Source organism: Roseibium alexandrii DFL-11, assembly GCF_000158095.2.
Taxonomy (GTDB): domain Bacteria; phylum Pseudomonadota; class Alphaproteobacteria; order Rhizobiales; family Stappiaceae; genus Roseibium; species Roseibium alexandrii.
In genome coordinates, this window is the sequence record NZ_CM011002.1 from 16,502 (window position 1) to 29,943 (window position 13,442).

11 protein-coding genes are annotated in these 13,442 nt (G+C 58.3%); all 11 read left to right on the forward strand.

Annotated elements, in window-relative coordinates; translation table 11 throughout:
• Positions 1-104 precede the first annotated feature (104 nt).
• Positions 105-1,574, forward strand: coding sequence for a UDP-N-acetylmuramoyl-L-alanyl-D-glutamate--2,6-diaminopimelate ligase (locus SADFL11_RS00075; protein WP_040450859.1), 1,470 nt, complete (start codon positions 105-107; stop codon positions 1,572-1,574).
• On the forward strand, positions 1,571-3,001 hold the full coding sequence (locus tag SADFL11_RS00080; RefSeq protein ID WP_008190215.1) for a UDP-N-acetylmuramoylalanyl-D-glutamyl-2,6-diaminopimelate--D-alanyl-D-alanine ligase: 1,431 nt from the start codon (positions 1,571-1,573) through the stop codon (positions 2,999-3,001). Before SADFL11_RS00075 ends, SADFL11_RS00080 begins: the two co-directional genes overlap by 4 nt.
• Before the next feature lie 10 nt (positions 3,002-3,011).
• Positions 3,012-4,094, forward strand: a complete 1,083-nt coding sequence (mraY, locus tag SADFL11_RS00085; RefSeq protein WP_008189210.1) for a phospho-N-acetylmuramoyl-pentapeptide-transferase — start codon at positions 3,012-3,014, stop codon at positions 4,092-4,094.
• A 4-nt stretch (positions 4,095-4,098) separates the two neighbouring features.
• The gene (murD, locus tag SADFL11_RS00090) at positions 4,099-5,499 is read left to right on the forward strand and encodes a UDP-N-acetylmuramoyl-L-alanine--D-glutamate ligase (protein ID WP_008190037.1); all 1,401 of its coding nucleotides are present in this window, start codon (positions 4,099-4,101) and stop codon (positions 5,497-5,499) included.
• Positions 5,500-6,657, forward strand: a complete 1,158-nt coding sequence (locus SADFL11_RS00095) for an FtsW/RodA/SpoVE family cell cycle protein (protein ID WP_040450858.1) — start codon at positions 5,500-5,502, stop codon at positions 6,655-6,657.
• 16 nt (positions 6,658-6,673) lie between these two features.
• The gene (gene murG, locus SADFL11_RS00100; RefSeq protein WP_008193368.1) at positions 6,674-7,780 is read left to right on the forward strand and encodes an undecaprenyldiphospho-muramoylpentapeptide beta-N-acetylglucosaminyltransferase; all 1,107 of its coding nucleotides are present in this window, start codon (positions 6,674-6,676) and stop codon (positions 7,778-7,780) included.
• Positions 7,777-9,192: a UDP-N-acetylmuramate--L-alanine ligase gene (gene murC / locus SADFL11_RS00105; protein WP_040450857.1), complete on the forward strand. Its 1,416-nt coding sequence runs from the start codon at positions 7,777-7,779 to the stop codon at positions 9,190-9,192. Before murG ends, murC begins: the two co-directional genes overlap by 4 nt.
• The gene (murB, locus tag SADFL11_RS00110; protein WP_008190023.1) at positions 9,189-10,148 is read left to right on the forward strand and encodes a UDP-N-acetylmuramate dehydrogenase; all 960 of its coding nucleotides are present in this window, start codon (positions 9,189-9,191) and stop codon (positions 10,146-10,148) included. Before murC ends, murB begins: the two co-directional genes overlap by 4 nt.
• 105 nt (positions 10,149-10,253) lie before the next feature.
• Complete coding sequence (locus SADFL11_RS00115; protein ID WP_040452359.1) at positions 10,254-11,180, forward strand: D-alanine--D-alanine ligase; 927 nt, start codon at positions 10,254-10,256, stop codon at positions 11,178-11,180.
• On the forward strand, positions 11,168-12,082 hold the full coding sequence (locus SADFL11_RS00120; protein WP_209002699.1) for a cell division protein FtsQ/DivIB: 915 nt from the start codon (positions 11,168-11,170) through the stop codon (positions 12,080-12,082). Before SADFL11_RS00115 ends, SADFL11_RS00120 begins: the two co-directional genes overlap by 13 nt.
• Positions 12,079-13,401: a cell division protein FtsA gene (ftsA, locus tag SADFL11_RS00125; RefSeq protein ID WP_040450856.1), complete on the forward strand. Its 1,323-nt coding sequence runs from the start codon at positions 12,079-12,081 to the stop codon at positions 13,399-13,401. Before SADFL11_RS00120 ends, ftsA begins: the two co-directional genes overlap by 4 nt.
• Positions 13,402-13,442: the final 41 nt, after the last annotated feature.

Here is a 13,442-nt window from a genome sequence, read left to right on the forward strand (position 1 = left end):
GAGACATAAAAGAAGCAAACTGGTCCGGCGGGGTCGCAGCCGAAATCCGGTCCGGTTTTAAGCTTCACGAGAATGACGATGCACGAACCGGATGATCGGATGTTATGCACCTTGAGCATTTAGCCGACGGCATGGATTTGCCGGACACGGCAGATGGCCTTTCCATTGAAGGACTGACGGCGGACAGCCGCAAGGTCCAACCAGGTTTTCTCTTTGCTGCCTTCAAGGGCTCCACGGTTGATGGCGTTCAGTTCGTTCCCAAAGCGGTCGAAGCTCGCGCAGTCGCTGTCCTGTGCGCTACCAATGCTGCGGAGGCTGTTCGTGCGCTCGTTCCGCCAACCGTCGCGGTTCTCAGCGCAGACGAACCGCGTCTGACATTTTCAAAAATGGCGGCCCGCTTCTATGGCCGTCAGCCGGATACGATTGTTGCCGTCACGGGTACGGCGGGAAAGACATCGGTCGCCCATTTTGTGCGTCAGATCTTTCAAGCTGCAGGCCATCCGGCGGCCAGTCTTGGAACCTTGGGCATCATTAAGCCGGATGGTGAAAGTTACGGCGGGCTGACAACGCCGGATCCGGTGCAGCTTCAAAAGGATCTGGCAGACCTTGCGACTGAAGGCATTCGCTATGCCGCTTTGGAAGCCTCGTCCCACGGACTTGATCAGTATCGCCTTGATGGTGTCCGGCTGACAGCAGCAGCCTTCACCAACCTTGGACGGGATCACATGGATTATCACCCGACCATCGAGGATTACCTGCAAGCCAAGCTGCGTCTCTTCAGTGAGCTTCTCCCGGCCGGCGGTCATGTTGTTGTAGATCCGGGTGAAAAGTACACAGATCGCGTATTGGCCATTGCCGAAGAGCGTGGATTGCCGGTTTTCACGGTTGGCGAGACGGGCAAGGATCTCAAGCTGACCGGCTTAAGGCCGAGCGGTGCTGGGCAGCTTTTGACGGTCGAGACCTCGCGCGGCGAGTACAAGGTGACTCTTCCACTCATTGGACGGTTTCAGGTTTCGAACGCCTTGATTGCTGCAGGTCTTGCGATTACTGCCGGAATAGATGCCGGCGCTGCACTTCGTGCTCTTGAGAACCTAAAAGGCGCACCGGGCCGCTTGGAGCTCGCCGGGACAACTCCGGCTGGCGGTATGGTTTTCGTTGATTACGCCCACAAACCGGACGCTCTCGACAAAGCGTTGGCGGCACTAAAGCCGTTTGCCGAAGGGAGCCTCTCAGTTGTGGTGGGCGCTGGCGGAGACCGGGATCCCGGCAAGCGTCCCCTGATGGGCGAAGCGGCTGCGCGGCACGCAGATTTGGTCATAGTGACCGATGACAACCCGAGATCGGAAGACCCGGCAACCATTCGCAAAGCTGTTCTTGCAGGTGCGCCGGGTGGTCTAGAGATTGGCGATCGCGCCGAAGCAATTGCCGAAGGCATCCGGCGCCTGAAATCTGGCGATATCCTGTGCGTTGCCGGAAAAGGTCACGAAACCGGCCAGATTGTTGGCGACACAGTGATACCTTTCTCTGATCACGACTCTGTGCGCCAAGCTTTAAATCAACTGGGATTAAAATGAGCGACCCGCTTTGGACATCTGAGGTCTTTATCGACGCCTGTGGCGGAACCGCCAAAGGAGATGTGGGCGCGCACATAACCGGTATTTCCATCGACAGCCGAACTCTGGAGCCGGGTGATGCGTTCATCGCCATCAAAGGTGATCGGCTCGATGGCCATGATTATGTTGCGGCCGCGCTTGAGGCAGGGGCGTCCTTGGCGCTTGTTGCCGAAGACAGCCTCGGTGATTTGCCTGATGACGGGCGTTATGTCGTTGTTGATGATCCGCTCGAAGCCATGCGCGCACTTGGTGTTGCCGCACGGGCCCGCACCAATGCCCGCATAGTCGCGGTTACCGGATCGGTTGGCAAAACAGGGACGAAGGAAGCCCTTCGTCTGGCGCTTGCGCCCTCCGGCAAGGTTCATGCGTCGGTTGCCTCGTTCAACAATCACTGGGGCGTCCCGCTGACGCTGGCGCGCATGCCCGCCGATACGGATTTTGGCGTCTTTGAAATCGGTATGAACCACGCGGGTGAAATCACGCCGCTGGTACAGATGGTTCGGCCGCATGTCGCGATTATCACCACCGTCGAGGCCGTTCATATCGAGTTCTTCGAATCCGTCGAGAAGATTGCCCAGGCAAAAGCGGAAATCTTCAATGGTCTGGAGCCGGATGGCGTTGCGATCCTCAATCGGGACAACAAGCAATACGATTTGCTTCGGTTTTTGGCGGCAACCGCTGCCGTGCGCAACGTTCAGACATTCGGCCAAATCGGTTCAGAAGACAGCCACCTGAAAATGGCGGTCGCTACCGACGATGGCACGAGTGTGGAAGCCTCGATCCTCGGGCAGGACGTGTCATATGGAATTGGTGCTCCGGGTGCGCACCTTGTGCAGAACAGCCTGGCGGTGTTAACCGCTGTAGCCGATCTGGGCGCGGATCTGCAGGAAGGCGCTGCCGCGCTCGGCGGTATGACTGCACCCAAGGGCCGCGGTGAGCAATGCCGTTTGTCCGTTGGTGGCGGCGAAGTGCAGCTGATAGACGAGAGCTACAACGCCAACCCCGCGTCCATGCGCGCAGCCTTTTCGGTGTTGGCGCAAGCCACGCTTGGCGGCTCCGGGCGGCGGATTGCGGTTATTGGCGATATGCGCGAACTCGGCACCGATGCCGACCAGCTTCATGCAGAACTTGAAGGTCCGATCCGCGAAGCTGCGATTGACAGGGTCTTCTGCGCCGGCCCGCATATGGCTGCGCTCTGGGATAAATTGCCGGACGATGTAAAGGCCCATCACCGCGAAGAGGCCAAAGACCTGATCGAGCTGTTACTCAAAGACGTGCAGCCCGGTGATGTCGTGATGATCAAAGGTTCTTTGGGAACCCGCATGGGCCCGCTTGTCGAAGCCTTGAAAAAAGAATATCCGCCTGCAGACGACATCGAAGCGGCGTGAAGGATAGCTGATGTTTTATTTTCTCGGCCAGTTCGCCGACCAAATCTCTGCTCTGAACGTTTTCCGGTACATCACATTCCGGACAGGCGGGGCGATCATGACGGCCCTGTTCTTTGTCTTTCTGTTTGGGCCAAAAATTATCGCGAGCCTTCGGATCCGGCAGGGACATGGTCAGCCGATCCGCGCCGATGGCCCGGAAAGCCACCTGTCCAAAAAAGGAACGCCCACAATGGGCGGATTGATGATCTTATCCGGTGCTTTGGTGGCTGCGCTTCTATGGGCCGACTTGAGCAATCCGTACGTCTGGGTCGTGATTGGTGTGACCGTCGGCTTCGGGATGATCGGATTTTACGACGATTACCTGAAGGTCACGAAGTCCTCGCACAAGGGTTTCGGTGGCAAGGCGCGCTTGGGTCTTGAGTTCCTGATTGCCGCAACCGCGGCGTTTACCGTTACAGTGCTCGACACGACATCGTTCTCCGGAGCGCTGACATTCCCGTTCTTCAAAGACTTCACGCTCAATCTCGGCCTTATCTTCATTCCGTTTGCGGCCTTCGTCATGGTTGGAGCAGGCAATGCGGTGAACCTGACTGATGGCCTCGACGGTCTGGCCATTGTGCCGGTTATGATCGCCTGCGCTTCCTTTGGATTGATCGCCTATCTCTCGGGCAACGCGGTGTTCGCGAACTACCTGCAGATCCACCATGTGGCCGGTACCGGTGAACTCGCGGTCATCTGCGGTGCGGTGATCGGCGCTGGTCTTGGTTTCCTGTGGTTCAACGCGCCTCCCGCGGCCATCTTCATGGGTGACACCGGATCTCTGGCGCTCGGCGGAATGATCGGCGCGATCGCTGTTGCGACCAAGCACGAGATTGTTCTGGCAATCATCGGTGGCCTGTTCGTTCTGGAAGCGGTCTCGGTGATCGTTCAGGTGATGTCCTTCAAACTCACCGGAAAGCGTGTGTTTCGAATGGCTCCGATCCACCACCATTTCGAAATTCAGGGCTGGACCGAAAGCCAGGTGGTCATCCGGTTCTGGATCATATCGGTCGTCCTCGCCCTGATCGGCCTTGCCACACTGAAGTTGAGGTAAGGCGATGATTGAAGTCACCACATTTGAAGTACAAACCGTTGCGCTTTTCGGGCTCGGCGGGTCCGGACTTGCCACTGCCAAGGCGTTGCAGGCGGGCGGTGCCAATGTGGTGTGCTTTGACGACAATGAAACGCGAGTTGCCGAGGCGGCGGCTGCTGGCCTCAAAACCCAAGACCTGAAGACCCTCGATTGGTCGGGCGTGTCTGCCCTTGTGCTGGCGCCGGGTGTTCCGCTGACACACCCGGTGCCTCATTGGTCGGTCGATCTGGCCCGCAATGCCGGGGTTGAGGTGATCGGCGATGTTGAACTTTTCTGCCGCGAGCATCGCAAGCTCTGTCCTGAAGCCCCGTTCATTGCGATCACCGGAACCAACGGAAAATCGACCACCACCGCTCTGATTGCGCATCTGCTGCGCGAACTGGGGCTGGATGTGCAGATGGGCGGGAACATAGGCACTCCGGTCTTGGAGCTGGAACCGCCGCGCCCCGGCCGCCACTATGTGGTTGAGTGTTCATCCTACCAGATCGACCTTGCCCCAACGCTGGACCCGACGGTCGGACTTCACATGAACCTGTCGCCGGATCACCTCGACCGGCACGGTACGCTCGAAAACTATGCCGCAATCAAGGAACGGCTGGTGGCTGGTGCGAAGGTCGCGATTGTCGGCGTCGATGACGGCCTGTCCTCCATGATCGCCGACCGGTTGGAACTGGCCCGCAAACCGGTCTGCCGGATTGCAGGCGAACGGGAGTTGACGGCCGGCATCTACGCTCACAATGGCCGGCTGATTGAGGCCCATGATGGAGCGCAGACCGAAGTCGCCCTGCTCATGGGGATCGACAGTTTGCGCGGGGACCACAATGCTCAAAATGCGGCAGCTGCTTTTGCCTGCCTGCGGGCGCTGGAAATACCGGCCGATAAGATCGCAGCCGCAATGAAAAACTTTCCTGGCCTCCATCACCGCATGGAGATTGTTGCCCGGACTGGCCGGACGCTCTTTATCAATGACAGCAAGGCGACCAACGCAGATGCTGCGGCACGGGCGCTGGCGAGTTTCGACCGGATCTATTGGATTGCCGGAGGGCGTGCCAAGGCCGGTGGGATCTCTTCTCTGGACGAGTACTTCCCGAATATCGCGAAGGCCTTTTTGATCGGTGAAGCCGCAGAAGAGTTTGCCAAAACGCTGGACGGACATGTCCCGTATGCAGTCAGTGGTACACTCACGCAGGCCGTCCGGGATGCGGCGGCCGAGGCTGCGGAAGATGGCGCGGAAGAAATTGCAATTCTTCTGTCTCCGGCCTGTGCATCTTTCGATCAATATGCCAATTTCGAACTGCGGGGCGCTGCTTTTGTAAATGCGGTGCGTGCCTTGCCTGGTGGTGGAAACACTCAGGAGGTCGCATAAATGGTCTCACGCGCTGATCGCAGCCGGTTTGCCGAATGGCTTTGGACAGTTGATCACTATCTGCTGGCGGCCTTCAGTATTCTGCTCGTTTCCGGCGTGGTGTTTGCCTTTGCCGCAAGCCCGCCGGTCGCCGAACGCATTGGCGTCGATACCTTTTATTTCGTGAAACGGCAGGCGATGTTCACGATCCCCGCACTCGGGATCATGCTGGCGGCATCGCTCATGACGCCGCGGATGGTTCGCAGAGCTGCTTTGGTGCTGTTCACAATCTCCGTGGTCTTGCTGATTGCGACCCTGTTCATGGGGTTTGAAACCAAGGGCGCCCGCCGCTGGATCTATATTGCCGGTGTGTCCGTACAGGCGTCGGAATATCTCAAACCGGCTTTTGTTGTGCTGATCGCGTTTTTGTTGTCTGAAAGCGGCCGCCGCCGGGAAGTGCCGGGCGTTCTATTCGCCTTCATTCTTTTTGCTGTCTGCGCAACTCTTCTAGTGGCCCAGCCGGACTTTGGGCAGACCATGCTGATTGGGATGGTCTGGGCGGCGTTGTTCTTTTTGAACGGGATCTCGTGGATGATTATCGTTGCGCTCGGGATTATCGGGATTGCCGGTCTGTTCGCCGCTTATGCCTTCCTGCCGCACGTGACCAGTCGGGTCGACCGGTTCCTCGATCCAAGCACGGGCGACACCTTTCAGGTTGATACCGCGCTCGAGGCCTTCATGTCGGGTGGATGGTTCGGGCGGGGACCAGGCGAGGGCACGGTGAAACGGATCCTGCCGGACAGTCATGCTGACTTCATCTTCGCCGTGGTGGGCGAGGAGTTTGGTGTGATCGCCTGCCTCATGCTGGTGATTGTCTTTGCCTTCATCGTGATCCGCGGATTGCAGCACGCAAGCCGGGACCAAGATGCCTTTGGCCGGTTGGCGACTGCCGGTCTTGTTGTCCTGTTTGGGCTTCAGGCAACCATCAATCTGTCGGTGAACCTGCACCTGGTCCCGTCGAAGGGTATGACGCTGCCGTTCATTTCCTATGGGGGGTCCTCTCTTTTGGCGTCCGCCATGTCCGCCGGGGCGATACTCGCGCTGACCCGCAAGCGGCCGCGACCCATGTCGAATGACACGGTTACTGTCAGCCGTCTGTCTCCGTCTTCCTTGATGTAATTGTTGGCCCGGATTTATGAGCAAAACCGTTTTACTCACAGCCGGCGGAACCGGCGGTCACCTATTTCCTGCACAAGCACTTGCGAGTGAGTTGAGCCGCCGCGGATGGACCGTCGAGCTGGCTACGGATGAGCGGGCCGACAAATACGGCACCGAGTTTCCGGCCCGCAAGGTTCATATCATTGCTTCCGCCACTATCCGGGGCCGCAATCCTGTTTCTCTGGCCAAAACCGCATTTCAGCTGCTGTTTGGTACGCTTCAAGCGCGCAAGGTCATCAAGGCCTTGCAGCCGGATGTCGTTGCCGGTTTCGGTGGGTACCCAACCTTTCCGCCCATGTACGCGGCGCGCCTAACGAACACGCCCTCGATCCTGCATGAAGCCAATGCCGTGATGGGGCGGGCAAACAAGTTGTTGGCCAAAGGGGTGTCTGCAATTGCGACCAGCGTGCCGATCGAAGAACTTCCATCCGATTTGTCGAGCAAACTGGTCGAGACAGGCAATCCCGTCCGCGATGCTGTCCTAGATGCAGCCGAACTGGATTTCACCCCACCGGCCTCTGCTGGTCCTTTGAAGCTGCTTGTTTTTGGCGGCTCTCAAGGAGCGCGGTTCTTCTCAGATCTCGTTCCTCCGGCCGTTGCGGAGCTGTCCGATGAACAGCGAAAACGGGTCAAGATCGTTCAGCAATGCCGCCCGGAAGACATGGAACGGGTCCAGAAAGCCTATCAGGATCTTGGGGTTGAGGCGGAGTGCGCTCCGTTCTTCACAGACCTTCCTCAGCGGATCGCGCAGGCGCATTTGGTGGTTTGCCGCTCAGGTGCAAGCTCTGTATCGGAACTAAGCGTACTCGGTCGGCCTTCCATCCTGGTGCCGTTGCCGGGGGCTATTGATCAGGACCAAGCTGCCAACGCCAAGGTTCTTGAGAAAGCCGGCGGAGCCTGGGCAATCCGGCAGGTGGATCTGCATCCATCACGCCTTTCCAAGGAATTGATCCGTTTCATGCATGCGCCGGAGATGCTGGAGGCAGCTGCCAAGGCCGCCAGGACAGTTGCAAAACCAGATGCCGTCAAACGGCTCGCCGACCTTGTTGAAAGCGTCGCGGAAAACAAGGGAGTACGGCCATGAAGATGCCGCAGGATATTGGGCCGGTTCACTTCGTCGGGATCGGCGGCATCGGCATGAGCGGTATCGCGGAGGTGCTGAAAACGCTCGGGTATCAGGTTCAAGGATCTGACATGGCCGAGAATGCCAATGTTCAGCGTCTTCGCGCGAACGGGATTCCGGTGACAGTGGGCCATGCGGCCGAAAACCTCGGTGAGGCGGAAGTTCTTGTCGTCTCTTCTGCGATCAAGAAAGACAATCCGGAGCTGGTGGCAGCCCGCGAAAAGCTGATCCCGGTCGTGCGCCGGGCCGAGATGCTGGCTGAACTGATGCGTTTCAAACAGGCCATTGCAGTCGGCGGCACGCATGGCAAAACCACAACGACATCCATGGTTGCTGCCCTTCTGGATGCCGGGCATCTCGATCCGACCGTGATCAATGGGGGCATCATCAACGCCTATGGCACCAATGCCCGGATGGGCGACGGCGACTGGATGGTGGTGGAAGCAGATGAGAGTGACGGCACATTCGTGAAGCTTCCGGCCGACGTTGCCATTGTGACGAACATCGACCCTGAACACCTTGATCATTACGGAGATTTTTCGGGCGTTCAAAAGGCTTTCCGCCAGTTCATCGACAACGTGCCGTTTTATGGTTTTGCCGTCATGTGCCTCGACCACCCAGAGGTTCAGACCATGATTGGCAACATCGAGGATCGCCGGATTGTGACTTACGGCACCAATCCGCAGGCCGATGTGCGGTTCACAGATGTTTCCATGGATGGTGGCAAGTCCATGTTCTCGGTGACCATCCGCGATCGCCGCAGCGGGGAAGAGACTGAACTCAGCAATTTGGTCCTGCCTATGCCGGGCCTTCACAACGTTTCAAATGCCACCGCTGCGATTGCTGTGGCCTCCCAGCTTGGCGTGTCGCCGCAAGACATTGAAAAGGGCATTTCGTCCTTCGGAGGTGTGAAGCGGCGCTTTACGTTCACCGGCGAAGCCGGCGGCGTTCAGGTTTTCGACGATTACGGCCACCACCCGGTGGAGATCAAAGCTGTACTGCATGCGGCCCGGGAATCCACTGACGGCAAGGTGATCGCGGTTATGCAGCCGCACAGATACACCCGCCTGCACAGTTTGTTTGACGACTTCTCGAACTGCTTCAACGACGCAGATGCGGTTGTAATTACACCGGTTTACGAGGCAGGAGAGCAGCCGATTGAGGGCGCGCGCCACACGGATCTGGTTTCCGGGTTAAAGACTCGTGGTCACCGGCAGGTGCAGGCCATTAACGGCCCAGAAGAGTTGGCTTCTGTTGTCAAGGAATTGGCGGGACCCGGAGACTTCGTCATCTGCCTCGGTGCGGGCAACATCACCCAGTGGGCCTACGCACTGCCAGAACAGCTGGACGCTCTGCAAAAGGAGGGGGCATGAGTTTTCCCGACCTTCTGGAAGAGGTTCCGGACCTATCGGATGGTATCCGCGGAAAACTGACGCCCAATCAGCCGCTTTCTGCCGTGACCTGGTTCCGTACGGGTGGACCGGCGCAATTGATGTTTCAGCCCGCGGATGAAGACGATCTCGCGGTATTTCTCAAAAAGCTGCCGAAAGACATTCCCGTGTTGTCGGTGGGCCTCGGCTCCAATCTCCTGATCCGCGATGGCGGGTTAAAAGGGGTTGTTGTCCGGCTCAGCGCAAAGGGCTTTGGCCAGATCGAGGAGCTTGGCAACAATCGTCTCCGCGCTGGCGCCGCTGTCCCGGACAAGCGGCTTGCGGAAGCTGCAGCCAAGGCGGGCCTGGGTGGCTTTGCGTTTTACACCGGAATTCCAGGCGGGCTCGGTGGGGCGCTCCGCATGAACGCCGGGGCCCATGGCACGGAAACACGGGACCGGATGATTGAACTCACGGCAATCGATCGGGATGGTAACCGGCATGTTTTGACCAATTCGGACATGGAATACCGCTATCGGCATTCTGGTGCCAGTTCCGATCTGATCTTTACAACGGCTGTGTTCGAAGGCGTGCCCCAGGATGAGATGACAATCCGCGAGGAAATGGCCGCCGTTGTCGAACACCGGGAAAACGCCCAGCCGATCCGTGAAAAAACGGGCGGGTCAACATTCAAGAACCCGGACGGCAATTCGGCCTGGAAAGTGGTCGATGCTGCAGGATGCCGTGGATTGATGGTCGGCGGTGCGCAAATGTCCGAGATGCACTGCAATTTCATGATCAACACTGGTGGTGCCACAGGCCACGATCTGGAGCTGCTCGGTGAAACCGTCCGAGCAAAGGCGCTTGAGGTCACCGGCATCCGGCTTGAGTGGGAAATCAAGCGCCTTGGAGAATTCGGGCCGAAAGGCGCGATTGAGCCGTTCTTGGGGCAGGCGTGACCGGGTTGCCGGTCTCTGTCCACAGTTTCCATTAGTTGCGTTTTATTTGTGCCGCTTTCCCGGATTCAAGTCCGGGAAACGGTCCTATCAAGGGAGAACCCATCCATGACCAAGAAACATGTTGCTGTCCTTATGGGTGGTTGGGTCAATGAAAGGCCGGTCAGCCTTTCAAGTGGCAAGGAATGCGCGATCGCGCTGGAAGAAGCCGGATATCGTGTTTCACGGGTGGATGTGGACCGGAATGTATCGGCCGTTTTGACCGAGTTGCAGCCGGATGTGGCCTTTAACGCTTTGCACGGACCCTTTGGTGAGGATGGCTGCGTTCAGGGAATATTAGAGTTTCTTAACATTCCCTATACCCACTCCGGAGTGATGGCTTCGAGCCTTGCAATGAACAAAGTGAAGGCAAAAGCGGTCATGGCAGCGGCCGGGATTCCGGTCACGGAGCACAAGGTTGTGAACCGTCATGATATCAGCCGGGAGCATCCAATGGAGCCGCCCTACGTGCTGAAGCCCATCAACGAAGGCTCGAGCTTCGGCGTCCTGATTGTCAAGGAAGATCAAGAGTTTCCGCCCCAGGAGCTGCACCGGGAAGACTGGCCTTATCCGGATGTGTTGATGTGCGAGAAATTCATCAGGGGCCGCGAACTGACCTGCGCAGTCAAGGATGATCAGGCACTCGGTGTGATCGACATCGTGACCCAAGGGCAGGAGTTCTACGATTTCGATGCAAAATATGCAGAAGGCGGTTCAAAACACATTCTTCCTGCAAAAATTTCACCACTTGTTTACCAAACAGCGGAGACACTAGCGGTTAAGGCGCATCAGGCCTTGGGGTGCCGTGGGGTTTCCCGGGCCGATTTCCGATTCGACGAGCGCGAAGACGGAAGCGGGGACCTGATCTGCCTTGAAGTGAACACGCAACCAGGCATGACGCCGACCTCTTTGGTGCCCGAAATGGCCGCCTACAAGGGGATGAGCTTCAAGGACCTGGTGAGTTGGATGGTTGAGGACGCGAGTTGCTGTCGTTAGGTCGCAAATATAAACGGGACGCATATGCGCCGCTGGAAGCCGAGCTGGCTCCGCGCGGGCGCGGCGTTGCGCGTTTGCACCGGCAGCCTGTTTGGCGCGCGGCGGGCCGATTGGCGGACTTGCCACGCTGGACGGGTTCTGCAGCTGCTATCGGTTTCTTAACCTTAACGATTTCCTACGCAATAGTCATAGGTGGACACGGGCGTATCGTGAGCGATGCACTCTTGTCGGCGGTCGGTTTCGGGATTGAGGCCGTAAAGCTGTCCGGACAGCGGGAAATCAACGAATTCCAGATCCTGGAAGCGCTCGAAATTCACGACGGGTCGTCCCTGATCCTGTTTGATGCCGATGGCGCCCGTGAACGGCTGAACGACATGGCCTGGGTCAAGAATGCTTCAGTGATGAAGTTCTACCCGAGCACATTGCAGATCCGGATCGAGGAGAAGGTGCCTTACGCGCTTTGGCAGCGGGGAGATCTGGTCTCGATCGTGAACGAGGCCGGGGAGGTTATCACCGATGAGGTGGATGGCCGGTACGCCAATCTCCTGCTGGTGGTCAACCACGGTGCGCAGCGCCGGGCCGGCGAGATCAGTGCGGCGCTTGCCACAGTGCCGGATCTTCGTCCACGGGTGCGCGCTGCGTTCCTGATCAGTGACCGCCGCTGGGACTTGAAATTGGAAAATGGGATTTTTGTCCGCTTGCCGGAAGAGAATATGGAAGCCGCTTTGGCTGAATTGGTGAGAATGGACAAGGAAGACGGGCTGCTTGCCCGCGATATCATGGCCATCGACATGCGTCTTGAGGACCGGATCACGGTTCGCTTGAGCGAAGAGGCTGCGGAACAGCGTAAAATCATGACCGGTGGTCGTGGGCGTTCGGGCAATGGAGGGCGGGACACATGAGCCGGTCTGATCAGCCCTTGTATTTGCCAAAGATGCGCCCGCTGCCTAGCCGGCGCTCCGTCGTTATGTCGGTCCTCGATGTTGGATCAACAAAGATCTGCTGTCTGATTGCCAAACTGATCCCTCAAGACGACAACGCGATCCTGTCCAGCCGGTCCCACAAGGTCGAGGTTCTCGGCTACGGCTATCAGCGGTCCCGAGGCATCAAGTCCGGTGTCGTCGTTGACATGGATGCGGCCGAACACGCCATTCGTCTTGCCGTCGACAGCGCCGAGCGTATGGCCGGGGTGACCGTTGAATCGCTGATCACGAATATCAGCTGCGGCCGGTTGCAGAGCGAAATCTACAGCGCGAGTGTGCCACTGTCCGGCGAAAGCGTCTGCGAGGCGGATATTCAACGGGTCCTTTCCGCCGGTTCCAGTCACTCGGTGACCGATGGCCGTGCAGTAACGCATGCGCTGCCGATTTCCTACACTCTGGATGGCAGCCGGGGTATCCGGGATCCACGCGGCATGATGGGCCACAAGCTCGGTGTCGATATGCAGGTTGTCACGGCAGAAGTGCCGCCGGTCCGGAATTTGGAACATTGCATCAACCGTGGTCATCTGCACGTCGAAACCATGGTTGCCACACCGTTCGCCAGCGGTCTGTCGACAATCGTGGATGATGAAGCTGAACTCGGCGTTGCCTGCATTGATATGGGTGGTGGTACCACAACGCTGTCCGTCTTCGTGGACGGTCATATGGTCCACCTCGACGCAATCGCGGTTGGTGGCAACCACGTTACCATGGACATTGCTCGGGCGTTCGCAACGCGTCTGCAAGATGCCGAAAGGCTGAAAACTCTTTATGGCTCACCGCTGGCTTCCGGCTCGGATGAACGGGACATGCTGACCGTTCCGGCGCTGGAAAGCGACAGCGATTTGCCAAACCAGATCCCGCGTTCGGCGTTGACCCGTGTCATCCGCCCACGCGTTGAAGAAATCCTTGAACTTGTGAGAGATCGTTTGACGGCGTCCGGCTTTGCCGGGCGGGTCGGCAAGCAGATCGTTTTGACGGGGGGTGCCAGTCAGCTCACAGGTCTTGGTGAGGTTGCGCGCCATATCCTTGGCCGCAACGTCCGTCTTGGCCGGCCTCTAGGCGTCGCCGGTCTTCCCGAGGCTGCAAAAGGTCCGGCATTCGCCGCGGCCGTTGGCCTCCTGATTTATCCGCAAGTCGCCCAGATCGAGCAGTTCGAACACAAGAACCGCAGATCCGGGTGGGGCGGGCAATCTGGCTATTTGGCTCGTGTGGGCCAATGGATCAGGGAGAGCTTTTGAGCAAATGACAGACGACAAGAGCCTAGAGTTGGAGCTGCCAG

Coding starts and splice junctions, on each gene's coding strand:
- SADFL11_RS00075 (WP_040450859.1), top strand. CDS start 105: ATGCACCTTGAGCATTTAGCCGACGGCATGGATTTGCCGGACACGGCA.
- SADFL11_RS00080 (WP_008190215.1), top strand. CDS start 1,571: ATGAGCGACCCGCTTTGGACATCTGAGGTCTTTATCGACGCCTGTGGC.
- mraY (WP_008189210.1), top strand. CDS start 3,012: ATGTTTTATTTTCTCGGCCAGTTCGCCGACCAAATCTCTGCTCTGAAC.
- murD (WP_008190037.1), top strand. CDS start 4,099: ATGATTGAAGTCACCACATTTGAAGTACAAACCGTTGCGCTTTTCGGG.
- SADFL11_RS00095 (WP_040450858.1), top strand. CDS start 5,500: ATGGTCTCACGCGCTGATCGCAGCCGGTTTGCCGAATGGCTTTGGACA.
- murG (WP_008193368.1), top strand. CDS start 6,674: ATGAGCAAAACCGTTTTACTCACAGCCGGCGGAACCGGCGGTCACCTA.
- murC (WP_040450857.1), top strand. CDS start 7,777: ATGAAGATGCCGCAGGATATTGGGCCGGTTCACTTCGTCGGGATCGGC.
- murB (WP_008190023.1), top strand. CDS start 9,189: ATGAGTTTTCCCGACCTTCTGGAAGAGGTTCCGGACCTATCGGATGGT.
- SADFL11_RS00115 (WP_040452359.1), top strand. CDS start 10,254: ATGACCAAGAAACATGTTGCTGTCCTTATGGGTGGTTGGGTCAATGAA.
- ftsA (WP_040450856.1), top strand. CDS start 12,079: ATGAGCCGGTCTGATCAGCCCTTGTATTTGCCAAAGATGCGCCCGCTG.